The 22,503-nt window shown below is 35.9% G+C and carries 19 protein-coding genes; 14 read left to right on the top strand and 5 right to left on the bottom strand.

Annotation, left to right across the window (positions count from 1 at the left end):
• Positions 1–5: 5 nt before the first annotated feature.
• From DRF57_RS15580 to DRF57_RS15530, 11 genes are all read left to right on the top strand, one after another.
• On the top strand, positions 6–464 hold the full coding sequence (locus tag DRF57_RS15580) for an SRPBCC family protein (protein WP_047486048.1): 459 nt from the start codon (positions 6–8) through the stop codon (positions 462–464).
• 121 nt (positions 465–585) lie between these two features.
• On the top strand, positions 586–1,044 hold the full coding sequence (locus DRF57_RS15575; RefSeq protein ID WP_047486046.1) for a DoxX family protein: 459 nt from the start codon (positions 586–588) through the stop codon (positions 1,042–1,044).
• Positions 1,045–1,221: 177 nt separating this feature from the next.
• Entirely contained in the window at positions 1,222–3,231 is a 2,010-nt protein-coding gene (locus DRF57_RS15570) for a S9 family peptidase (protein ID WP_115919511.1), read from the top strand.
• A 1,003-nt stretch (positions 3,232–4,234) separates the two neighbouring features.
• Positions 4,235–4,366, top strand: a complete 132-nt coding sequence (locus DRF57_RS24175) for a hypothetical protein (protein WP_262511489.1) — start codon at positions 4,235–4,237, stop codon at positions 4,364–4,366.
• Between the two features lie 169 nt (positions 4,367–4,535).
• Positions 4,536–5,090, top strand: coding sequence for an RNA polymerase sigma factor (locus tag DRF57_RS15560; protein ID WP_228406274.1), 555 nt, complete (start codon positions 4,536–4,538; stop codon positions 5,088–5,090).
• 11 nt (positions 5,091–5,101) lie between these two features.
• Positions 5,102–5,434: a hypothetical protein gene (locus DRF57_RS15555; protein WP_047486038.1), complete on the top strand. Its 333-nt coding sequence runs from the start codon at positions 5,102–5,104 to the stop codon at positions 5,432–5,434.
• A gap of 90 nt (positions 5,435–5,524) precedes the next feature.
• Positions 5,525–5,782: a hypothetical protein gene (locus tag DRF57_RS15550; RefSeq protein ID WP_115919507.1), complete on the top strand. Its 258-nt coding sequence runs from the start codon at positions 5,525–5,527 to the stop codon at positions 5,780–5,782.
• Between the two features lie 158 nt (positions 5,783–5,940).
• Entirely contained in the window at positions 5,941–6,582 is a 642-nt protein-coding gene (locus DRF57_RS15545) for an alpha/beta hydrolase (RefSeq protein ID WP_115919505.1), read from the top strand.
• A gap of 243 nt (positions 6,583–6,825) precedes the next feature.
• Positions 6,826–7,473 (top strand): J domain-containing protein, encoded by a 648-nt coding sequence (locus DRF57_RS15540; RefSeq protein ID WP_115919503.1) that lies wholly within the window; start codon positions 6,826–6,828, stop codon positions 7,471–7,473.
• Positions 7,474–8,091: 618 nt separating this feature from the next.
• Complete coding sequence (gcvP, locus tag DRF57_RS15535) at positions 8,092–10,950, top strand: aminomethyl-transferring glycine dehydrogenase (RefSeq protein ID WP_047486031.1); 2,859 nt, start codon at positions 8,092–8,094, stop codon at positions 10,948–10,950.
• 307 nt (positions 10,951–11,257) lie between these two features.
• Positions 11,258–14,812: a T9SS type A sorting domain-containing protein gene (locus tag DRF57_RS15530; RefSeq protein WP_115919501.1), complete on the top strand. Its 3,555-nt coding sequence runs from the start codon at positions 11,258–11,260 to the stop codon at positions 14,810–14,812.
• Between the two features lie 858 nt (positions 14,813–15,670).
• Here DRF57_RS15530 and DRF57_RS15525 read toward each other — a convergent pair.
• From DRF57_RS15525 to DRF57_RS15515, 3 genes are read right to left on the bottom strand one after another with little or no spacing between them, the layout of a single operon-like run.
• Positions 15,671–16,093 carry a hypothetical protein gene (locus DRF57_RS15525; RefSeq protein ID WP_115919499.1) on the bottom strand — a complete coding sequence of 141 codons (423 nt, stop codon included), beginning with the start codon at positions 16,091–16,093 and terminating at the stop codon, positions 15,671–15,673.
• Positions 16,094–16,123: 30 nt separating this feature from the next.
• Positions 16,124–16,846, bottom strand: coding sequence for a YggS family pyridoxal phosphate-dependent enzyme (locus DRF57_RS15520; protein WP_115919497.1), 723 nt, complete (start codon positions 16,844–16,846; stop codon positions 16,124–16,126).
• Positions 16,843–17,562: an AAA family ATPase gene (locus DRF57_RS15515; RefSeq protein WP_084087678.1), complete on the bottom strand. Its 720-nt coding sequence runs from the start codon at positions 17,560–17,562 to the stop codon at positions 16,843–16,845. Before DRF57_RS15515 ends, DRF57_RS15520 begins: the two co-directional genes overlap by 4 nt.
• A gap of 1,164 nt (positions 17,563–18,726) precedes the next feature.
• On the opposite strand from DRF57_RS15515, the gene DRF57_RS15510 reads away from it, so the two are divergent.
• Complete coding sequence (locus DRF57_RS15510) at positions 18,727–19,062, top strand: DMT family transporter (RefSeq protein WP_047486022.1); 336 nt, start codon at positions 18,727–18,729, stop codon at positions 19,060–19,062.
• A 44-nt stretch (positions 19,063–19,106) separates the two neighbouring features.
• On the opposite strand, the gene DRF57_RS15505 is transcribed toward DRF57_RS15510, so the two are convergent.
• Positions 19,107–20,078: a DUF6268 family outer membrane beta-barrel protein gene (locus DRF57_RS15505; protein ID WP_115919495.1), complete on the bottom strand. Its 972-nt coding sequence runs from the start codon at positions 20,076–20,078 to the stop codon at positions 19,107–19,109.
• 4 nt (positions 20,079–20,082) lie between these two features.
• Positions 20,083–20,511: a hypothetical protein gene (locus DRF57_RS15500; protein WP_047486019.1), complete on the bottom strand. Its 429-nt coding sequence runs from the start codon at positions 20,509–20,511 to the stop codon at positions 20,083–20,085.
• A gap of 192 nt (positions 20,512–20,703) precedes the next feature.
• Here DRF57_RS15500 and DRF57_RS15495 point away from each other — a divergent pair, with 192 nt between their 5' ends.
• Entirely contained in the window at positions 20,704–21,783 is a 1,080-nt protein-coding gene (locus DRF57_RS15495; RefSeq protein ID WP_115919548.1) for a sensor histidine kinase, read from the top strand.
• A complete protein-coding gene (locus DRF57_RS15490; protein WP_047486017.1) occupies positions 21,780–22,502 on the top strand; it encodes a LytR/AlgR family response regulator transcription factor in 723 nt (240 codons plus the stop codon). The genes DRF57_RS15495 and DRF57_RS15490 overlap by 4 nt, the downstream gene beginning before the upstream one ends.
• Position 22,503: the final 1 nt, after the last annotated feature.

The following is a 22,503-nucleotide window of genomic DNA, read 5'->3' as shown; positions in this document are numbered from 1 at the left end:
ACAATATGGAAACCTTATCGTATGAAACAATAATAGATGCTCCCTTGCAAAAAGTTTGGGACATCCTTTGGAGTCCTGATACCTATAGTGAATGGACCAAATATTTTGGTCCGGGATCTATTATGAAATCCGACTGGAAAGTTGGTGGGAAAACATATTTTCTTAATGATAAAGGAGAAGGTATGGTTTCTACCATAGATAGCCTGGAAGAGCCTACGCAGATTGTTTTTAAACACCTGGGAATGGTGGATAAAGATGGCAATGAGGATACCCAAAGTAAGGAAGTCATGGAGTGGAACGGCTGTTTTGAAAAATATTTTCTCATTGATTTTGGTGGAAAAACAAAGCTTCATGCAGAAGTGCAGGTGGAAAAAGATTGGGAAGACCATATGAATACAGGCTTTACAAAAGGCCTGATGACTGTTAAAAGTCTGGCGGAAGGAGTAAATCTAGGTTCCGTATAAAAAGCATAGTACATATTTACTATGTATAGACTGGTAGATTTAGGCTGCAGATCATTAAAAAATTGTAATTTTCCTAATCTCTGCAATCTATTACCTGCAGTCTGCAACCTAAAAGAAAAGTATGAAACTACTAACAGTCCTTTTTGGCACATTCATTCTGGCGTTACTGGGAACAATGGTATTCCAGGGGAAGCCTGACTTTTTATTTTCAGGAAACCTCGGAATGGCGGTTTTCATTATTTTTACGGGATTATCCCATTTTAAATTTCAGAAAGGAATGGCGATGATGATCCCGGAATTTATTCCCGGACGAATGTTTTGGGTGTATTTTACCGGAGTGTTGGAAATTGCAGCAGGAATAGGATTGATGATTCCGGCGATAAGGGAAATTACTGCGATCTTACTGATTGTTTTTTATGTATTGGTATTTATAGCCAATATCAACTCTTCAAGGAGAAAGATTAATATTTTTAAAGCAGATTATACCGGCCCCGGAATGCGGTATCTTTATGTTCAGAGAATTCCGATGCAGCTGATTTTAATAGGCTGGACGTGGTATTTTGGAATTTATTTACACTAAATAAAATGACAGTCTTTTTGGGCTGTCTTTTTTATTGTTAAAAAATATTTCCTCAACTGGTGTTAAATAATGTAACGTTTTGAGGCTGTTGTATGTCTAATTGTAAAGAAGTGTTTATTCTTTTGTTGATTTAAAAGTTTAAATACAAAACATAATTTTAACTTTAATACATAAGTTATGAATCTAAATTCCAAAATTTTAACCACCGCCAATATTGTAATCTCTGCTATTATGATCCACGCACAAAGTACAACAGCCAAATTACCTGGTGATCCTACATTACCGTCTTCAAAAGCTAGTTTGGAGAAACTTGTTTCTTATGATAAAGGAACTTTCAAATATAAAGTTGAAGATTATTTTGCAAGACCCAAAGCTTCGGCATTTAAAATTTCTCCTGATGGAAAATACCTTTCCTACAAGGAGAAAGATAAGGACATGAAAAATCATGTGTACGTCAAAGAACTGGGTACAGGAAAAATTACCAAAGCAATTGTAGAAAAAGATGACCTGATCAAAAACTATGGCTGGCTTAATAAAAACCGTCTTTTTTATACCCAGGATAAAGGAGGAAATGAAAATATCCACCTGTATGCAGCCGATACTGACGGAGGGAATCTTAAAGATTTAACACCGTTTGAAGGGATAACACTGGGCACAATCAGACCTATAAAAGATACTGATTTTGTAGTGGTGACCATGAATAAAAATAACAAACAGATCTTTGAACCCTATAAAATTAATTTTGTTACCGGCGAAATAACTCAGCTGTATGAAAATAAGGACGTCAATAGCCCTATTGATGACTATATTTTTGATAAAGACGGAAATTTAAGAGGATATACGGTTCTTGAAAACGGTCTTACTACCAAAACGTATTATAAAGATTTACAAACCGGAAAATTCAATCTTCTGAAATCAACGGACTGGTCTGATACCTTCAATATTATCAGGTTTAATGATAATTCTAAAAATAAAGATGAAGCGTATGTGGTGACCAATTTAGACAGTGACAAATCAAAAATCGTTTTATATGATCTAAAGAAAAATGCAGTAATCAAAGAGGTGTATTCTCATCCTGTATATGATGTAAATTCCATAAGTGTTGCCGGTAAAAACAGAAATTATGAGCTGGACTATATCAGTTATAACGGGGTAAAAGGAGAAACCGTTCCTGTAAGTAAATTTTACAAGGAAATAGATGACAAATTAAAAGCTCAGTTTAAAGATAAAGAGTTCGGAATTGTTTCTTCAGATGATAATAATGAAAAACTATTGGTTATTGTTGCAAGTGATAAGCTCTACGGAACTTACTATGAGTATGATAGCAAAACCAAGGAATTAAAACTTCTTTATAACCTTATGCCACAACTTAAAGAAGAGGATATGGCAGAAATGAGACCTATTGAATTCAAAAGCAGAGACGGATTGACAATTCATGGGTATATTACATTGCCTAAAGCAGCTTTAGAGGGTAAGAAAGTTCCTTTGGTAGTAAACCCTCACGGTGGTCCGCAGGGAATCAGAGATGATTGGGGCTTCAACCCTGAAACACAATTGTTTGCCAGCAGAGGATATGCAACTCTTCAGGTGAATTTCAGAATTTCCGGAGGCTATGGAAAGGGATTCCAGAAAGCTGGGTATAAACAGATTGGAAGAAAGGCCATGGATGATGTGGAAGACGGGGTGAAATATGCCATTAGCCAGGGATGGGTAGATAAAGATAAAGTGGCCATCTATGGAGGAAGTCATGGAGGCTATGCTACTTTGATGGGCTTGATTAAAACTCCGGATCTGTATGCTTGTGGAGTGGATTATGTTGGGGTATCCAATATCTTTACCTTCTTTGCTTCTTTCCCTGAATACTGGAAACCTTACAAAGAAATGGTAAAACAGATCTGGTATGATCTGGATAATCCTGAGGAAGCTAAAATTGCCAAGGAAGTTTCACCGGTTTACCAGATTGATAAAATCAAAAAGCCATTATTTGTAGTTCAGGGCGCCAATGACCCAAGAGTGAATATCAATGAATCTGACCAGATTGTTAAAGCAATGCGCGCTAAAGGATTCGAAGTTCCTTATATGGTAAAATACGATGAAGGACACGGATTTGGAAAAGAACCCAACAGGATAGAGCTTTATAAGTCTATGTTAGGATTTTTTGCAGAAAACTTTAATAAAAGTAAATAAGAAGGATAGCATTTTATAAAATAACGGAGAGCACTTAGCTCTCCGTTTTGCTGTTTACCATCTGGTGTAAGTTCTGTTTCTAAGAGTAGGTTAGGTGTGGAGAGTTGGAAAAAACGCAAAGACGCAAGATGATTTTACAGGCTGGGTATTTTTAAGGCGCAAGGATTTTATCTGCGATAAAATGTAATGTTCCATAGGTTTTTGAGTGGCATTGTCTTTGTCATTCCGTAGGAATTTAAACCATATTATTCAGAAATTAGGATAGATGGATATGGAGGTGTAAGGTGTTCTGTGTCTAAGAGTGGATTAAAAGTGTGGAGAGTTGGAAAAAACGCAAAGGCACAAGAAGATTTTACAGGCTGGGTGTTTTTAAGGCGCAAGGATTTTATCTGCGATAAAATGTAGTATTCCATAGTTTTTTTTGAGTGGCGTTGTCTTTGTCATTCCGCAGGAATCTAAACTGTGTTATTAAGAAATAGGATCGATGGATATGGAGATGTAAGGTGTTCTGTTTCTAAGAGTAGGTTAGGTGTGGAGAGTTGGAGAAAACGCAAAGGCGCAAGAAGATTTTACAGGCTGGTATTTTTAAGGCGCAAGGATTTTATCTGCGATAAAATGTAGTATTCCATAGTTTTTTTGACCGGAGTTGTCTTTGTCATTCCACAGGAATCTAAACGGTGTTATTAAAAAATAGAATCGACGGATATGGAGGTGTAAGGTGTTCTGTATCTAAGAGTAGGTTAGGTGTGGAGAGTTGGAGGAAACGCAAAGGTGCAAGAAGATTTTACAGGCTGGGTATTTTTAAGGCGCAAGGATTTTATCTGCGATAAAATGTAATGTTCGATAGTTTTTTTGACTGGTGTTATCTTTGTCAGTTCGTAGGAATCTAGATAGTGTTATTAAAAAATAAATATAGATTTCTGAGAATGACTAGCATTGAATGATAAGGGGTAAAATAACGATAATAAAAGCAAAGGGTTATGGATACATTATGTTGCCCATAATGAGTATACCCACAAATACTCCAGCCCTGATAGCAGTGGTTACCCCACAGCATGGAATGGCTCTTTTAAGAAAGCCCGGGCGTGAGGAGTATGAACGGATAGCAGGAAACAGCTCCCCGGAACATGAGTAATGAGTGATTAGTGATTAGTATTGAGTGGGTTGTAGGAAAAAAAAATTCTGAGATAAAAATCCGATGGATAAAAGAAAAATTGGATTTTGAGAAAAATATTTTAAATTTATTAAAGTAAAACCAAAAGGATAGCCGTCTTGTCAGTATGGAGGTTGTCGAAAAAATAACAATGCCACAGAAGGAGAAAGAAAGTATCATCTCACAAACCGTTTCAAGCTACGGAGGGAAACTGATGTCTTATATTCGTCCTAAAGTGAAAAACACGGAAGATGCAGAAGATATTCTGCAGGAAGTGTGGTATCAGTTCAGTAGCCTTACCAATCTTTCTGAGATTGTGAATGTAGGAGGCTGGTTGTACAGAGTGACGGCGAATAAAATAACAGACCGTTACCGGAAAAAGAAAACAGAAAATCTTGAAGATTTCGTCTATGAGGATGAAGACGGAAGCTTTTCCATCAAAGATATCTTATTGATGGATGAAAGCGCAGGTCCTGAAGTGAAGATGTTTCAGGATGAAATCTGGAAAAAGCTGTTTGAAGCACTTGATGAACTTCCCGAAAAACAAAGGCTGGTCTACGTAGAAAATGAACTGAACGACAAAACCCTCCAGGAGATTGCCGATGAACAGGGAGAAAATATCAAAACCATCATCAGTAGAAAAAACTATGCTGTGAAGCATCTGAGAAACAGATTGAGAAAATTATACGAAGATTTAAAAAGTTAGAAAAAGAAATTATGAATCATAAACACAAAAAGGGCTGGATTTTTTTATTGTTATGTCCACCATTAATCCTCTTAGCCGTTACATGGATTGTAATGATGCTTTGGAACTGTCTGCTTCCCGAAATTTTAGGGGTAAAGTCCATTACATTCTGGCAGGCCATGGGAATACTTGTTTTAAGTAAGATTCTTTTTGGAGGTTTCCATTTTGGGAAAGGGATGAAAGATTTCAAGGAAAGAAAAATGAGAGAAAAAATGGAAGGATTATCCCCTGAAGAAAGAGAAAAATTCAAGGAAGTCTGGAGAAATAAATGCTCAGGAGGATTCTTCAACAGAAACAACGAATAATTTAAAAATTTTAAAGAAGTAGTAAAGTAAAATTAAAATTCATTCGTCTATATAAAAAATAAGAAGTAGTAAAATTTAAAATTTAGAAAAATGAAAAATTCAGCATTAAAAGGAGCTCTTGGAGCACTAGCCGTTGTAGGAGTAGCACTCATAGCTAAAAAAGCGGCACAAAGAAAAAGATTTATCAGAGGGGTCTTTGATGAATACGGAATCAAAGAAAAATCCCCTTTCGGATTAGCCGATAAAATCAGGGAAATGAATGAGGAGGATTATCAGGAGCTGAAAGGAAAGTTTAAAAAAGAATTCAGTTCAAGATGCTGCAGAAAGGATAATACCTTTGAAGCATAATACGTGAAAGACTAAATTGAAATTGTTTAATTCCGGCGCGGGAAGCAGAGCTTCCCGCGCCGGAATTTTTGTATATAATGGTCTGAAGCCTCGCCGGGACCCAACGTATGATTAGTCATTTAAGTGCTATATTTGTTTAAGCATTATCTTCAGGAATTATGATGAAATATCAACATATCTTTATTGCCTTAGTATTATTTTCCTCAATGTTTGTGTCGGGCCAGAAATGTCGGCAAAAACAGTATATTTTCTTTTTGCATAATAAATTTTTAGAGGATCATTCTTTAAAAGAAAAACATCCGAAGTACGGTATTGCGGAATATGAGTCGATTCTTACGAAGCTTAAAGGAGAAAATAGAATTGTTATTTCTGAAAAACGGAAGCCCGATACCGATCCTGCTCTGTATGCCTTAAAGGTAAAGAAGCAAATTGACAGTTTGATTAAAAAAGGAGTTTCCGTTAATAATATTACAGTTGTTGGAACTTCCCAGGGCGGTTATATTGCGCAGTATGTATCTTATTATGAGAAAAATCCAGAATTAAAATTTGTATTAATAGGCTCAACTTTTAAAGATGATTCTCTGGAGAAAGACAAAAATTTTAGACTTTATGGAAAGATATTATCGATCACCGAACAATCTGATGACGGCCATGTTGCCCTTTCAGAAGAACAACGATTCAGCCGGTCGGGTATAAAAGACTTTAAGGAAATTGAACTTAAGACGGGTCTGAATCATGGTTTTCTGTTTAAGGCTCTTGATGACTGGATTATTCCCACTAAGGAGTGGATTTGTCATTAGTTTTTATTATGATGGTGTGATGTTTAATTTTCCTCAGGGAAATGATGTGGATCATATATAAGAATGATTCTGTATCATTTAATCAATAAGACCAACTCAACCAAGGGGATAAAGTCGTGTTATATTTTTCAAGTTTAAGTCTTTAGGAGAGAGGAGTAATGGATATATTCTATGAAAGATCATGCACTTTTTACTATAAGATCTTATCCATGGAAAAATAAATTCTTATTTTTGTATTGCTCAATGAAAGATTACTACTATTTTCTCGGTATATCGCAGGAAGCTTCTGAAGAGGATATTAAAAAGGCCTACCGGAAGCTGTCTTTAAAGTATCATCCGGATAAAAATGATAATGATGATTTTTTTGCTGACCGTTTCCGTGAGATTCAGGAAGCGTATGAAACGTTGAGTGATCCTGCAAGAAGACATTCTTACGATCAGAATTTAGAAAGCCATCAAAGAAGTTTCAGGTATAATGTTCCCCCTGCGATCAAAACTTTTTCTGCCAATAAAATTCATGCTAAAAAAGGAGAGGAGATTATCATCAGCTGGCAAACGACGAATGCTGATGTAGTGAAAGTATTGCCTTTTGGACTGGAAAAGCCGTATGGAGAAAGAATATTTAAGATTACGGAATTTAAGGATGGAAAATTCCAGCTTTTACTTCACGCTACCAATTCTCTTTTACATAAAACCGTTGTTCAGGGAATTACGATTACAGAAGTTTTTGAAAATGATTCGGAAAAATTCAAAAACACAGTAGAAGAAATGTTTAAACCCCAACCAAGAACAAGGATAAATAAGGCTGGTCAGCCTAAAATTGTAATGTTGCTTTTGGGAATAATGATATTGGCAATTGCTGTATATATCTTAGTGAAGAACTTTAGCTAATCTATGCCATTTTCTTTCTTCCGGGACATTTTTTACATCTTTTACCTTTTTTGAATTTTTTACAGCAAGATTTCTTTTCACAGAACATCTCTTCATTCTGAAAAGCATAGACAGGTGCTAAAGGCGGTACTTTAAATGGAGTAATCATATTCATGTTGCAAATATATTAATTTAGAATAAATATAATTAATAAAATTTCATAATTTTCTAAAAACCTGATGTATAGCAGTGGAAGATCCCTTTTAGAGCGATAAACCAGCCCGATAAATTAAATCAATTGCTCAGTTTATTTTCCACATTTCCCTATTGGTTTTATTTTTTCAGCATAAATTATACATAATTCATGATGGTAAAAATAATCTGCGAATTCATTATATTTCAATTGATCAACCAGTGTTTTATTGATGTTAAATTCTCTGTATTTTTGAGTATTATGTATTGAATAGTTATAATCTTTGTTTATAATGCTCTAAACCCGTCTTGATCTTATTAAAAGTAAATTCTCTTATAACAGTCAAGTATTTCTGTGAATGACCATCCGTTGAATGCTGTTGTACAATCGTTCAAAAAATTGTAATTTTAGCCATCTTTTTTACAAACAAAATCTAATAAATAAAAATGAATACAGAACAGTTTGTGAGCCGTCACATTTCCCTTAATGAAGCCGATAAACAGGCGATGTTGGAAAAACTTGGCGTTTCTAGTATTGAAGAGTTAATTTCTCAGACCATTCCTTCTTCTATCCGTTTAGAGAAAGATCTTGAGATCTCGGCACCGCTTTCGGAATACGAAATGCTGAACCACTCGAAAGAATTGGCATCTAAAAACACTGATTTTACAAGTTACATTGGATTCGGATACCACAATACACTTTTACCATCAGCAATTCAGAGAAATATCTTTGAAAATCCAAGCTGGTATACGGCATATACACCGTATCAGGCAGAGATTGCACAGGGAAGACTGGAAGCTCTTCTTAATTTCCAGACTGTAGTATGTGATCTTACAGGTTTTGGATTAGCGAATGCATCTCTATTGGATGAGTCTACTGCAGCTGCTGAAGCAATGCATATGTTCTTCAACAACAGAACTAAAGATCAGAAAAAAGCAGGAGCCAATAAGTTCTTTATTTCTGACCTTGTTCTTCCTCAAACAGTTTCTGTACTGAAAACAAAAGCTGAAGGACTGGAAATTGAAGTGGTAATCGGTGATCATAAAACGCATCAGTTTGACGGTACTTATTATGGGGTTCTATTGCAGTATCCGGGTAAAAACGGGGTTGTTTTAGATTACACCGAAGATATCGTAAACTATAAAAAACTTGATCTTCAGGTGGCTGTTGCTTGTGATCCTATGGCTTTGGTTAAACTGAAGTCTCCGGCTGAAATGGGTGCAGACTGTGCAGTAGGAACTTCACAGAGATTTGGTATTCCATTAGGGTATGGAGGTCCTCACGCAGCATTCTTTGCTTGTAGAGAAGATTATAAAAGAGATATCCCGGGAAGAATTATCGGGGTTTCTCAGGATATGTACGGAAAACGTGCATTGAGAATGGCACTACAAACCAGAGAACAGCACATCAAGAGAGAAAGAGCAACTTCTAACATCTGTACTGCTCAGGTTCTATTGGCTGTAATGGCAGGAATGTATGCCGTATATCATGGTCCTAAAGGATTAAACTATATCGCTGACCAAATTCACTTCAAAGCAAACGCTTTGAAAAACGGTCTTAAAGCATTAGGATATCAGACTGTAGAAGAGCCAATCTTCGATACCGTAAAAATCATCATGACTGAAGATGAGAAAGGAAGATTGATGAGAATGATGCAGGATCACAGAATCAACCTTAATTACTTCACAGAAGATGTTGTAAGTATTGCTATCAACGAAAGTACTACATTAGAGAAATTAAACTATCTGATGGCTTCTTTTGCTCAGTTTAAAGATAAGCAGACTTTCAAATTAGAAATCAAAGAAGGATATAGTATTCCTGAAGAGAATTTAAGAAAAGACGAAATTCTTACGGAACAAGTATTCAACAAATACCATACGGAAACAGAATTGATGCGTTACATCAAGCGTCTTGAGAGAAAAGATTTATCATTGACGCACTCAATGATCTCTTTAGGATCTTGTACGATGAAGCTGAACGCAGCAACGCAGATGTTACCATTATCATGGGCAGATTGGGGAAGTGTACACCCATTTGTACCGGTAGATCAGGCTGGAGGTTACCAGAAAATGATTGCAGAGCTTGAAAAAGATCTTGCTGAAATTACCGGTTTTGCAGGAACTTCATTGCAGCCTAACTCAGGAGCTCAGGGAGAATATGCAGGATTAATGGTAATCAGAGAATATCATATTTCAAGAGGAGATACGCACAGAAATGTAGTATTGATACCACAGTCTGCACACGGAACAAACCCGGCTTCTGCAGCAATGGCAGGAATGAAGATTGTAGTGGTTAAAAACCTTGAAAACGGGGAAATTGACTTCGAAGATCTTAAAGCTAAAACAGAACAGCATTCAGCGAATTTATCAGCTGTAATGATCACTTATCCTTCTACATACGGATTCTTTGATGCCAACATTAAAGAAATCACCAACTTAATCCACGAACACGGAGGACAGGTATATATGGATGGTGCCAACATGAACGCTCAGGTAGGATTTACAAGTCCGGGAAACATTGGAGCAGATGTTTGTCACCTGAATCTTCACAAAACTTTTGCAATTCCTCACGGAGGTGGAGGCCCTGGAGTAGGTCCTATCTGTGTTGCTAAACACCTGGTTCCTTTCCTTCCTTCTAATGCTAATATCAGAATTGGAGCTAAAGAAGCTATTGACGGTATTTCTGCAGCACCTTACGGTTCAGGATTGATCCTTAACATTTCTTATGCTTATATTAAAATGTTAGGAACAGACGGTCTTAAAAAAGCTACAGGACATGCTATCATGAATGCCAACTACCTTAAAGAGATTTTGGCAGCGCATTTCCCTATTTTATATTCAAATGAACACGGAAGAGTGGCTCATGAGTGTATCGTAGATTTCCGTCAGTTCAAATCTTTAGGAATTGAAGTGGCTGATGTAGCGAAGAGATTGATGGATTATGGTTTCCATGCTCCTACCGTTTCTTTCCCTGTTGCAGGAACATTGATGATTGAGCCTACAGAATCTGAAAGCAAGTCTGAAATTGACCGTTTTGCAGAAGCGTTGATCTCTATCAAAAAAGAAATTGATGAAATTGCAAACGGAGAAGCTGATGCAGCAAATAACGTATTGAAAAATGCTCCGCATACAGAGCAGTTGGTGATCTCAGATTCTTGGGATAAACCATACAGCAGAGAAAAGGCAGCTTATCCATTAGAGTGGGTAAGAGACCACAAATTCTTCGCTTCTGTATCAAGAGTAGATGAAGCGTACGGAGATAGAAATTTAGTATGTACTTGTGAGCCTATTGAAGCTTATATGTAATCCTAAATTTTTTCCAGATATAACAAATCCCTTTCAGTAATGAGAGGGATTTTTATTTTTATAATTCCGCAAAGTAAGGAGACTTTGCAGAGCGTGAAACCATAGTCAGTACGTAAAACCCTTAGCTTCATGTCATAGAATGCAGAGCGTAAGCTATTGATAGGAAAAAATACACAATATCTTTTCTCATTGTTATTATTTTACTATTTGTTTGATTTTAACATGATGTTTAGTAATGAAATGTTTATTTCTGCTTGTATTTTTATATTTTTGCGGACAATTAAACTAATAATCAAATAACTATTCGATGAAGAAATCTATCGTTTTTGCTTTCTCCCTGTCATGCATCATGGGATTTTCACAAACAGGCTTACCTCAGAATATTATCATAGACGGAAGTTTCGGAATTTCCGATGCACAAGATCTGATACCGAGAGATCTTAATAATGATAATAAAAAAGATGTACTGGTAAGAAATTATTATAGAGATTTATATTGGATCAAAAATACAGGTACTGGTTTTGAACATCCTGAATTAATTTACAAATCTCCAGTTGATGACATTAAAGATTACAACAGTGCAGACTTTGATGGAGATGGAAAAACAGATATTATATTTAGTACAAAAAAGGGACTTTTCCTTATGAAAGGTACCAGCAGTGGAGGAGCCGCCACTTTTACCCAGCCTATAGCTTTATCTGATCAGAATATTCCGCTTTTCAGGGTTGCCGATATAGATGGTGACGGAGATCAGGATATTTATCTTCATCAACCTATTTCCGGTACCTGGCTGAAGAACAATGGGAATGGTACTTTTACCCCCGGATCGCATATTTTCTCCTCTCTTCAAAAACCAGATTCTGTTATTCTCAGAGATCTGGACAATGATAATAAACCGGATCTTTTGGTTAGAATTAATGAATCAAGAATTTTACGCTGGTATAAAAATGACGGGAATGGCAATTTTACCGTGAAGCAGACGATTGATGACTTTGCATTAGGAGAGTATTTTGAAGTTGGAGATATAGATAGTGATGGAGATTTGGACATTATTCACTTGTTTGAAAACGGAAACATTAAGCAGTTTAAATGGTATAAAAATACAAATGGTGCGGGAACTTTCTCAACATCACAGTTGATATCAGATATTCCTGCTGGTCCTTATGCTATACAGAATGTTAAGCGATATGGTGTGAAAATGCTTGACCTCGATGGAGATCTTAAAGAGGATCTGGTATTTTGTGTCTATTGGGATCAAAAACTTTCCTGGAAGAAAAACCTTGGAAATGGTACTTTCGGTCCTGAGCAGATTGTTTCCCAGAATGCTAAATTGATAACGCAGTTTGACGCTGCAGATTTCAATAATGATTCAAAAATGGACCTGATCTCAGTGTCCTTTGGAGATGATAAAGTAGCATGGTATGAAGGGATTAATGGTACAGGAAGTTTTACTCCTGAAAAAATTCTTACAACGGATGTAAACTCACTTAATACTGTATCTGCAGGAGATATTGATGGAGATGGTGACGCTGATATTATCAGTCTTTCCCGAAAGAATAAAATTGCATGGTATAAAAATACAAACGGATTAGGGGATTTTTCCGGTGTACAGAAGATTATCAGAAATGATATTAGGTTACAGTCGCAGGTAACATTGGCAGACATGGATCATGATGGGGATAATGATGTTGTATTTATGGGAGAGGCAGATCCTTCCATTACTTATAGGTATGCCTGGCTTGAAAACGATGGAGCAGGAAACTTTGCGATTGAGCATCCGATTGTCAATCTGGGAATGGAGCCCACCTATAGGAATACAATAGGTGATTTCAATGGAGATGGCAAAAAAGATATTGCTTTCATGGCCTCTTCTACTAAGCTGAAAGTTGCATTTAATACAGGAAACGGAAATTTTTCAGCCCCTCAGGAATTTTTAAATCCTGCTATAGGCTCCGTTGGGATACTACAGAATGAAGATGTGGATGGAGACGGTGATCAGGATATTATTATTACTAATGATGGGAAAATTAAATGGTACGAAAATACAGACGGTTTAGGTAATTTTACAGCAGAACATGTGGTAGCAAGTTCTTCCAATGGTTTTACAAAACTTTATTTTGCTGATCTGGATGGAGACGGAGACCGTGATATTTCCTTTGTGAATGCTAACGGAAATAAAATAGGATGGTTTGAAAATATAAACGCACAAGGATCGTTCGGACCTGAAAAAGTGATTAGTACCGGGACCGCAGTGTCTCCTTATGCTATTGTAGCTATGGATATTGATGGAGACGGGCGCAAAGATATTGTCACCAATTCCCAAACCCAACCCAAATTAAGATGGTATAAGAACAACGGAAACGGAGTTTTTGATGCGACTCCTCAATTGATTACCAATAATACGGGAAGTGTCGTATCTTTATTAAGTGCCGATTTAAATGGAGATGGAATTCCAGAACTCATTTCTGGGTCCACTTACATTGATAATTATAAAGAAGATATGATCTCCTGGTTTGGAACCACAGAATCATTTCAAAACAAAACAAAAGGAAAAATAAAGTTAGACATTGATAATAACGGGTGTGATGCCAATGATACCTCTGCATCTATGATGATGGTTTCTACACAAAATTCAGCCGGTAAATTCTCTACGTTTACAGATGCAAGCGGAAACTATTCCATATTATCAGGACAGGGGCAGCATACTACTTTTATAGATGCTTCTCTTCCCAATTATACGGTGAATCCTCAGAATCATACTTTTAATTTTGCTTCTGCAGGTGTAACTGATACCGCAGATTTCTGTATTGCACCTAATCAGGTGTATAAAGACCTTGACGTAAGTATCTATCCGGTTCTGACTGCAAGACCGGGCTTTGATACCAAATACAGAATGGTTGTCCGCAATACAGGAACTCAAAAACTAAGTGGGGAAATTTCATTTACGTACAACGGGTCAAAGATGAATTTTCTGCAGGCTTCTTCCCCGGTTGTATCCCAAACCAACGGAAATATACGTTTCAATTATCAGGATTTTGCTCCCCTGCAGACTAAAACCATCGATTTAAAATTCAATGTCCTCCCAATGCCGGTAAACAGTATTGGCGGACAACTTAGCATTAATGGAATCGCAAATGTTGCCGGTGATGCCACCCCTTCAGATAACGAGTTTGCTTTAAACCATACTATTGTAGGTTCTTATGATCCGAATGATATCACGGTATTGGAAGGTTCTCAGATTCTTTTACAGGATGCAGACGAATACCTGCATTATATCATCCGTTTCCAGAACACAGGAAATCATTTTGCTGAAAAAGTAAGGATTCATAATGTCTTAGACAGTAAACTGGATTGGTCTACATTGAGTTTAGAATCTTACAGCCATCCCAGCGAAGTGAAAGTTGCCAATGGAAATGATGTAACATTTAATTTTAATGCGATCTACCTTCCGGGAAGCAGTGATGAACCCAATTCTCACGGATTCATAGCATATAAAATTAAGCCTAAAGCCAATGTCCAGATGAATGATATTGTGAATAATGTGGCGGATATTTATTTTGATTATAATCCGGCAGTACATACCAATACTGTTTCTACGAAGATTGTTGATCAGTTTTTAGGAACAAAAGAACAGGTAAAAGCTACGGTACATATTTATCCTAATCCCACTACGGGAATTATTTATCTGAATGCTCAGTCAGTTCCTGAAAAAGTAGAGGTATATAATGCTTTGGGACAAAAAATAAGAACATCTCAAAATGTAAGTAGAATTGATATTTCTGATTTGGCCACCGGAACCTATATTTTGAATATAACTTCAAAAGCAGAAGGTGTGAGCACATTTAAAGTGATCAAGAAATAAAACTGATATCCGGTAAAAAAAATGCACCTCCTTACATGATAAGGAGGTGTCTTTTTTTATGGTATTGCATACCCCGTTATTTTTTCTTGTAGGGATACGCCGCTAAAATTGCAATTCCTACCAAAACGAAGGTGATGATTGAAATGGTTTCCATTGAAATTCCGCTTTTATTTTCTGATGTATGTTCTGGGGAACACGAAAAAAGAAGAGATACTGTGATTAACAGATATCCCAATAAGGTCTTTTCATTCATAAGTGTATTTCTTTGAGTATTAGTGTTTTGGAATCAACAATTGTACCGGATTTGTGCTGTTTGAAAATTGATTTATTTTAATTGTATAATGGTTTTTTTTATATTTATATGTAAGAAAATAACCATAATAATTTCGTTAAAATATTCCTTATTAAGTTGAATTTTAATGCTGCTTTTTTCAAATAGAAATGCTGCCATACTCTGGATTCCGGCTCAAGATATCATTACTGCTATGACAACAATAAAGCACCTGTCTGTTTTGAGAGGTGCCCTTAAGGTATTGTAGTCTGTTATGTAATTATCTTCTTCTATAGCTGTATGCAACTAATATAGCAACACCCATAGTAAGGCAGGTTATGATTGAAATAGTTTCAATTGAGATTTCACTTTTCATCTGTGTGTTTTCCTTTTCACATGAAAAAAAGAATAATACTGTCATCAGCAGACAGCCCGAGAGTAATTTTTTAATCATAAATGCATTTGTTTGGTTATTAATGTTTTATGAATCAAAAAGTATACCGAATTTGTAGACTTTAAAAACCTTTTGTTTTAAAGCTTTTTTGCACATATTGATTGGTTGGCGAGAAATGATTTAGCGTATACAATTAAGACAAATAGTTAATCTCATGCGTGATTTCTTTTATCAATCCTTGACTTCCAAAATAACAAAACAAATGATTGACGATAAGTCCAAAAAGAGGAAGCAGTTTTCCAAATAAACCTTCAAAATAAATTAGCGTAATAATAAGAAATGCAAGAGCAAATAAGTTAAATTTCCATAGTTTAACTTTATAAGTCAATACTTTGCTTTTTTCATTATACGTGAATTTTCCATCATCAATGAAAGATAAATAGTCCCAATTGGATCTTTCTTTCAAAAAACCTTCATTGAAAGAAACAAATCCCGGCCCGTAAAGAATATTTTTAATTTTTTTCTCTCTCAATATTTCACGAGCTGTATAAATTACATTCTCAGATGTTTTATCGTTAATAATTTCTCTTTCAAAAGTATAAGTAAATGGGAACATATAATTTTAAGCTTTATTATTTGTTTTTCCTTAATTCCAATAATAGCTGTCCGGATAGATTCTGGCTCCAAAAACAGCCGTTCCTACACGCACAATTGTAGCACCTTCTTCAATGGCTGTTTCCAAATCTCCGCTCATGCCCATAGACAGTTCCTTCATTTCCACATGGGGAATGTTTTCCCTTATGATTTCCTGTTGCAGGTTTTTGAGTATTTTAAAACACGTTCTTATTTTTTCTGTCTCGGCACTGAACAGACCTATGGTCATTAAACCTTTGATTTTTAAAGTGGAAAATTCAGAAACTTTGGTAACCAGTTCAATGGCTTTATCGGGAGGAATACCAAATTTACTTTCCTCATGGGAGGTGTTCACCTGGATCAGTACCTCAATGGTTTTATTTTCTGCTGAAAACTTTTGATGAAGTTTTTCTGCCAGTTCCAAACGGTCAAGAGATTGAATGCAGGTGACCCCGAGTTTGAGGATCTCTTTAATTTTATTGGTCTGAAGATGCCCGATAAAATGATTCTCGTGTGGGGTAGCTTTCAAATCTTCATATTTCTCCTTCAGTTCCTGTACTTTGTTTTCTCCAATTAAGTGGTATCCGTTTTCCAAAGCTACTTTGATGTGTTCCGGGGAAACCGTTTTTGTAGCCAGTAAAAGCTTTACTTCATCGGGATTTCTTCCTGATTTTTCACAGGCATCTTTTATCCTTTTATTGATGATACTGAGGTTGTGGAGAATATCTTCTTTCATGACTGAAGGGTTTCTTTGGCTTCCAGTTTTTTGATTAATGCAGACTTTACAGCGGTGAGGGCATGGTCTTTGGCTTCAGCAAAAGAAATTCCGTATTTTCGCTCAATATGATTCAGATCTTCAGGAAATGAAGCCAGCAACTGATCATAGAACGTATCCAGAAATTCTGCAGAAGGCATTTCATAATTGATCTTCAGCTGAAAACGCCGCAATATGGCAGTATCTATTATTTCAGGATGGTTCGTTGCGCAAAGAAGCAGTGCATTTTCAGGATAATAGTCAATCAGCTGGATGAGGGTGTTTACAAGTCTTCTCATCTCGCCGACATCTTTGTCATCGCTACCTCTTGCTTTTCCGATCTGATCCAGTTCATCAAGAAAAAGGACAGACCTTTCCCTTGCGGCTTTATCAAATATCATTTTAATATTTTGGGAAGTTTCCCCGATACGTGACGAAACGATATTACTCAGGTTTAAAATAATAATGTTTTTACCTAAAGCATGGGCTATTGCTTTTGCCGTCATTGTTTTCCCGCATCCTGAACTTCCCTGGAGCAGGATCTTATTATTCACAGGAAGGCCATACTCCTGTAACTCTTTTACATAGGTGTTTTCCTTGATGAGCTGTATCAATAAGCCTTTATTGGTTTCATTGAGGAATACATCATTGAGATTTATTTGTTCTTTGTCCTGAATAATAAGGTTGTACAGATTCATGATGGCAATTCAAATAGTTAATGCTTAAGGAGTACAAAGATAAAACTTTATTGAATGAAGTTTCATCCTGAAAAAGAATAAATAGATAGGCCAGGAGTATCGGAATGTTTCAGATAAAAGCAACCGGGGTCTGCAAGATGTATGAATCCGGTAAAGTTCTGGTATCCTCTAAAACAAAGAAAAGCCAAACATACGTTCAGCTTTTCTTTTGGATATTAAAATGTGTTATGAAACTAAGATCTTTTTGTTATGTTTTTGGGCCCTTTTACCCTGTTGAGTAAAAGAGCGAGGCCTGATTTTCAGACTAAAAACATAAAACAATATAATTAGTATAGATATTCTATAGGCTTACTGTGTTTTTAGAATTAGTTTCTTTCTCTTCTTACTGTCATAAAATATGATGTGAACACTACTAAACATGTTGCGATACCGATATAAGTTACCATTTTGTATTATTTTTAATTATTTGACTTTTTTTTATCAATCTTTCAATTGCAATATTACAGTTTTCAAATCACGTGCCAAAGTAAAACATTATGATGTATATCAGTGTATTACGGAGGTTTTTGTTCATCTATTGGTTAATTTTTGTTTACAAAAAATTAATGCGTTATTGAGAATTTATTAATACATTTATTGTTCTCTCTGTAAAATTATGTGAAAGTGTTAAGCGTTTAAAGCTTTCTATATTGGACTTGATAAAACAAATAATAAATAATGCAATGCATAATATCGTGTGTTTGCTCTCTTTTTGAATGTGAAATTTGTGTGTAAAAAAGATTTATGTGTTAAGAAAAATTATTTTTACCGTTGATTTTTGTGTAGTGATTTTTTGTCAGCTGTCAGGTTTTATGACACCTTAGACTATGTTTTTATGTCAATGAGGAGAGAAATAATATGACATCATAAATCTTTATCAGTAGAATTATTATAAAATCAACCTTGCTTTTCGATGCAGTAAAATGCTTCATTCTAGCTGCTTATCAAAAGGTATTGAAGCCTGTCGGCGGAATTATCCTGGCAGAAATTATTGCTTGCATTCTTTCATAGGAGCAACATATTTGATTGAGGGCTTGGCTAATCTTTATATAGTAAGGCTTTCTCTTGCGAAAGAAGTTGAAAGAATACCTATCAGTTTTTATTACATTTGTATAAAGAACAATGATGGGACGAAGTTATATTTTTCTTGCATTAGCAATTGTATTTGAGATCATAGCCACTACTTTTCTGAAAAAATCAGAAGAATTTTCCAAACTATGGCCTTCCGTTGTCACGGTAATAGGGTATGCTTCTGCTTTTTACTGCCTGAGCCTTACCCTTCGTGAGATTCCTGTAGGAATTACCTATGCTATCTGGTCGGGAGTGGGGATTGTGTTTATCACCATGATTGGAGTCATTGCCTTTAAACAGGTACCGGATCTTCCTGCTATTATTGGGATTGTGCTTATTGTACTGGGAGTTATTATTATCAATGTATTTTCAAAAATGGGAACACATTGAGTTTTATATCCTGAAGCTCTTCCGGATTTGCCGGAAACCGGAGGTTATTTTACTCTGGGTTTTCCAAAAGGATTATAAGATACTCCGACATTGAAATAGAAGGACGGTTTATAGCTGGCTTCAAAAATGTAATCTTTAAAAGATTCCTCTTTATCAAAAGCTCTCGCTTGTGGAACGGCCCTGATTCCGGTTTTAAATGTCCCTGTTAAATTATGGCCGAGGTTGTGTTCGTAAATAACCCCTGAATTGATCTCCAGCTGGCGAAACTCATAGGTTTTGCTGTTCTTATACATATAAAAGGAAGTATTATCCATTTCCGTTCCCAAAGAAAGTCTTCCATTGGCAAGGATGTTTTTTCGGACCAATACTTTTTTGGGAAGAAGAATATCCAGTACCCAGCCGTTGTTGAATTTGTTTTCATAAGTGAATATCGGAAGTATGGGGATCTGAGAACTGGGATCAATGATACCTGCAAGGCCTATCAGCATCTTTGTTTTGGGAGTGGCCTTTAAAACAACTGAGGCCGTCAGCATTCCTCTGACTCTTTCAAAATGCTGATCACTTCCATCCACAGAAGCTGTGGCTGTATATATTGCCACTTTATTAAACAGTTTGGAAAAATAGTTGAAATTGAGTGCTTCAGAGTGATAATGATAATGATTTTGTCTGTCCGCTCCCAAGATAACAGGTTCTTCCGTATTCATTGAAGTGTAGCGATAATTAAGTGCCGTACTTAATAGCCATTTTTTCTTTTTAACAAAATAAATATTAGCTTCAGCTCTTACCTGCTGAAAGTTTTTCACCTTATTCTCCGGGAGGTCTGCTCCCTGAAGCTTGGAAGAAAATGAGTAAGGTGTGGTTTGGGTAAATTCAATATTAAGGTCACGGGTCTGGGGAATTTTATCGGCAAAAAATGCACGCACTTTCAACGGAATACTGTCTTTTTTTTGAGCGTAAATACTATTGTTAAATGGCAGCAGGGCGAGTGGCAACAATGCTCTTCTCAATGTTTTCATGGTTTTATTTTAAAGGATGAATAATAGATTGAAAGAAATTGAATAAGAAAATCTTTTCATAGAAAATATCCAGGCTGTTTTCGATGATGAGATCGGTATGGGTAGCCGTTTCAAGGCAGAACTCTTCTTCTACAAATACAAACCAGAGCGCTGACAGGTTATGTCTTCTTCTAAACGCTTCAGAATCGTTACAGTCTGGCAGTGATGAACGCTTCATATCATAAAATAAGATGCCTATAGTAAGGTCATCTTGCTTTACAATATTGATAGGGTGGCGAAGGTAGCTGACAACCTCCAGTTTCATAGGGGAACACTCTATAAAATGATGAAGATCGATGAGCTGTATTACTTTTTCTTCCTGCTGGGATGGGGTCATAAAAAAACATTCTGATGTTATTTCCTGGGTGAGTTCATGAAAAGTGGTAAGTTCCATACATAGTAAATTAAACAGGACAAAGAAATGAAGAAAGGGATTTCGTAAATTTGTTTTTATACAAAACAGCTGGTATTTTATACGAAATCCGAAGCGGTAATTGGTATAATAAAATGAAGGTTTTGTATAATATTGCAAGGATACATTGTGGTATTACCTATTTTTGTTACCATTAAAAATGGTCAGGTTGCTATGAAATACAGCTCGTTAAAATTTAAAGAAAGCTTTGTCATGGATTTTCTGATAGAAAGTCGATACAAATTTCGCAGGCATCTGTTGTTTCTCATCTTCTTTTTCTTACTTCTGTACAGTTCCAGTTTCTGGCATTCATACTCAGGAATATATCAGTATTATGCTTTGCTTTTTGTGTATGTCATCTTGATTTCGATGGTGTATATCAATATCTATGTTCTGGTACCCCGGTTTTTCTTTAAAACAAAATACATCAGCTACTTGATTCTACTGGTTCTTATGGGAATCATCGGACTGAATATTATTGGCTATAGTTTCAATTCATTTCTTGCAGATTTCAAAGTCAAAAATTTTCACAGAAATGGAGAGAAGGGAGGAATTTATGAGGGAATCCTGATGAGTATTCCTATTATTCTGACTACAACTACCGTAAAGCTTCTGCAGAAATGGATCAATGATAATAAAAGGATCAATGAACTGAACAATCTGACATTAAATATGGAACTTAATGAGCTCAGAAACCAGATCAATCCTCATTTTTTATTCAATATGCTGAATAATGTAAAAGCACTGATCAGGACAGACCCTGAGAAAGCCTCGGTAGTGATTGTAAAGTTTTCGGAATTTTTAAGATATCAGCTTTACGAAAGCGGTGAGGAAAAAACCTTGCTGACCTCTGAAATTGATTTTCTGTCCAATTTTTTAAATCTCGAAAAAATAAGGCGTGAAAATTTTTCATTCGATATTCAGACTGAGGGGGATAAAAGAGTAATAGGTACAAGTTTTATTCCTCCCAATCTATTCACAACTTTTGTAGAAAATGCAGTAAAACACAGCATAGATATTACCGGCAAGGAATCTTACATTAAAATATATATTGGTGTTGAAAACAAAGAACTTTATTTTAGATGTATCAACACCCGAAATCTAAACTATTCTGTTCAGAATAAAAAGAACAGCGGACTGGGACTTGCCAATATTACCCGAAGGCTGGAACTTCTTTACAATACTACTTTTAATTTGAAAATAGAACCCGAAGATCGGGAGTATACCGTACATTTAAAAATTCCTATATCATGAATTGCATCATAGTGGATGACGAACCTCTGGCAAGGGCAGAAATGAGGTCTCTGATCAGCGAAACATCAAAGATCGAAATCCTTGGTGAGTTTTCCAATGCCCTTTCTGCATTGGATTTTCTTAAAAACAATGATATAGACCTTATTTTTCTGGATATTGAGATGCCTATGGTAACGGGGCTGGAGTTTGCTGAGATGCTGCCTCAAAGGTCTTTGATTATTTTTACTACTGCTTACGCCCAATACGCATTGAAAAGCTATGAACTGGAGGCCGTAGATTACCTGTTGAAACCTATTGATCCCGAAAGACTGAAAAAAGCCATTGATAAAGCAGTACTGTATACCGAGCTTCTGTCTAAAGAAACGGTTAAAAATACAGTGGAATCTAATACCGCAGACTTTTTATTTATAAAGGCAGACCGGCGCTTTTACAAAATAAGCTTTTCAGAGATTAAATTTATAGAAGGATTGAAGGATTATGTGGTTATTCACACCAGGCAAAAGAAACTTATTACAGCCATGAATCTGAAAACCATCCATCAGAAAATCTCAGGGGAAACTTTTATAAGGGTCAGTAAATCATATGTTGTTAATATAGATTATATTGACTCCTTTGATAATCATAATATATACATTGATGTTTCTGAAATTCCGATAGGGGAAGTATACAGGAGTGAATTTTTCACAAAATATGCCGGTGGATTTTTAAATTCTGATTAAT

Origin of the sequence: Chryseobacterium rhizosphaerae (assembly GCF_003385455.1) — a bacterium.
GTDB classification, from domain to species: Bacteria; Bacteroidota; Bacteroidia; order Flavobacteriales; family Weeksellaceae; genus Chryseobacterium; species Chryseobacterium rhizosphaerae.
This window is presented reverse-complemented; position numbering and strand designations above follow the sequence as displayed.

Coding starts and splice junctions, on each gene's coding strand:
- DRF57_RS15580 (WP_047486048.1), top strand. CDS start 6: ATGGAAACCTTATCGTATGAAACAATAATAGATGCTCCCTTGCAAAAA.
- DRF57_RS15575 (WP_047486046.1), top strand. CDS start 586: ATGAAACTACTAACAGTCCTTTTTGGCACATTCATTCTGGCGTTACTG.
- DRF57_RS15570 (WP_115919511.1), top strand. CDS start 1,222: ATGAATCTAAATTCCAAAATTTTAACCACCGCCAATATTGTAATCTCT.
- DRF57_RS24175 (WP_262511489.1), top strand. CDS start 4,235: ATGAGTATACCCACAAATACTCCAGCCCTGATAGCAGTGGTTACCCCA.
- DRF57_RS15560 (WP_228406274.1), top strand. CDS start 4,536: ATGCCACAGAAGGAGAAAGAAAGTATCATCTCACAAACCGTTTCAAGC.
- DRF57_RS15555 (WP_047486038.1), top strand. CDS start 5,102: ATGAATCATAAACACAAAAAGGGCTGGATTTTTTTATTGTTATGTCCA.
- DRF57_RS15550 (WP_115919507.1), top strand. CDS start 5,525: ATGAAAAATTCAGCATTAAAAGGAGCTCTTGGAGCACTAGCCGTTGTA.
- DRF57_RS15545 (WP_115919505.1), top strand. CDS start 5,941: ATGATGAAATATCAACATATCTTTATTGCCTTAGTATTATTTTCCTCA.
- DRF57_RS15540 (WP_115919503.1), top strand. CDS start 6,826: ATGAAAGATTACTACTATTTTCTCGGTATATCGCAGGAAGCTTCTGAA.
- gcvP (WP_047486031.1), top strand. CDS start 8,092: ATGAATACAGAACAGTTTGTGAGCCGTCACATTTCCCTTAATGAAGCC.
- DRF57_RS15530 (WP_115919501.1), top strand. CDS start 11,258: ATGAAGAAATCTATCGTTTTTGCTTTCTCCCTGTCATGCATCATGGGA.
- DRF57_RS15525 (WP_115919499.1), bottom strand. CDS start 16,093: ATGTTCCCATTTACTTATACTTTTGAAAGAGAAATTATTAACGATAAA.
- DRF57_RS15520 (WP_115919497.1), bottom strand. CDS start 16,846: ATGAAAGAAGATATTCTCCACAACCTCAGTATCATCAATAAAAGGATA.
- DRF57_RS15515 (WP_084087678.1), bottom strand. CDS start 17,562: ATGAATCTGTACAACCTTATTATTCAGGACAAAGAACAAATAAATCTC.
- DRF57_RS15510 (WP_047486022.1), top strand. CDS start 18,727: ATGGGACGAAGTTATATTTTTCTTGCATTAGCAATTGTATTTGAGATC.
- DRF57_RS15505 (WP_115919495.1), bottom strand. CDS start 20,078: ATGAAAACATTGAGAAGAGCATTGTTGCCACTCGCCCTGCTGCCATTT.
- DRF57_RS15500 (WP_047486019.1), bottom strand. CDS start 20,511: ATGGAACTTACCACTTTTCATGAACTCACCCAGGAAATAACATCAGAA.
- DRF57_RS15495 (WP_115919548.1), top strand. CDS start 20,704: ATGAAATACAGCTCGTTAAAATTTAAAGAAAGCTTTGTCATGGATTTT.
- DRF57_RS15490 (WP_047486017.1), top strand. CDS start 21,780: ATGAATTGCATCATAGTGGATGACGAACCTCTGGCAAGGGCAGAAATG.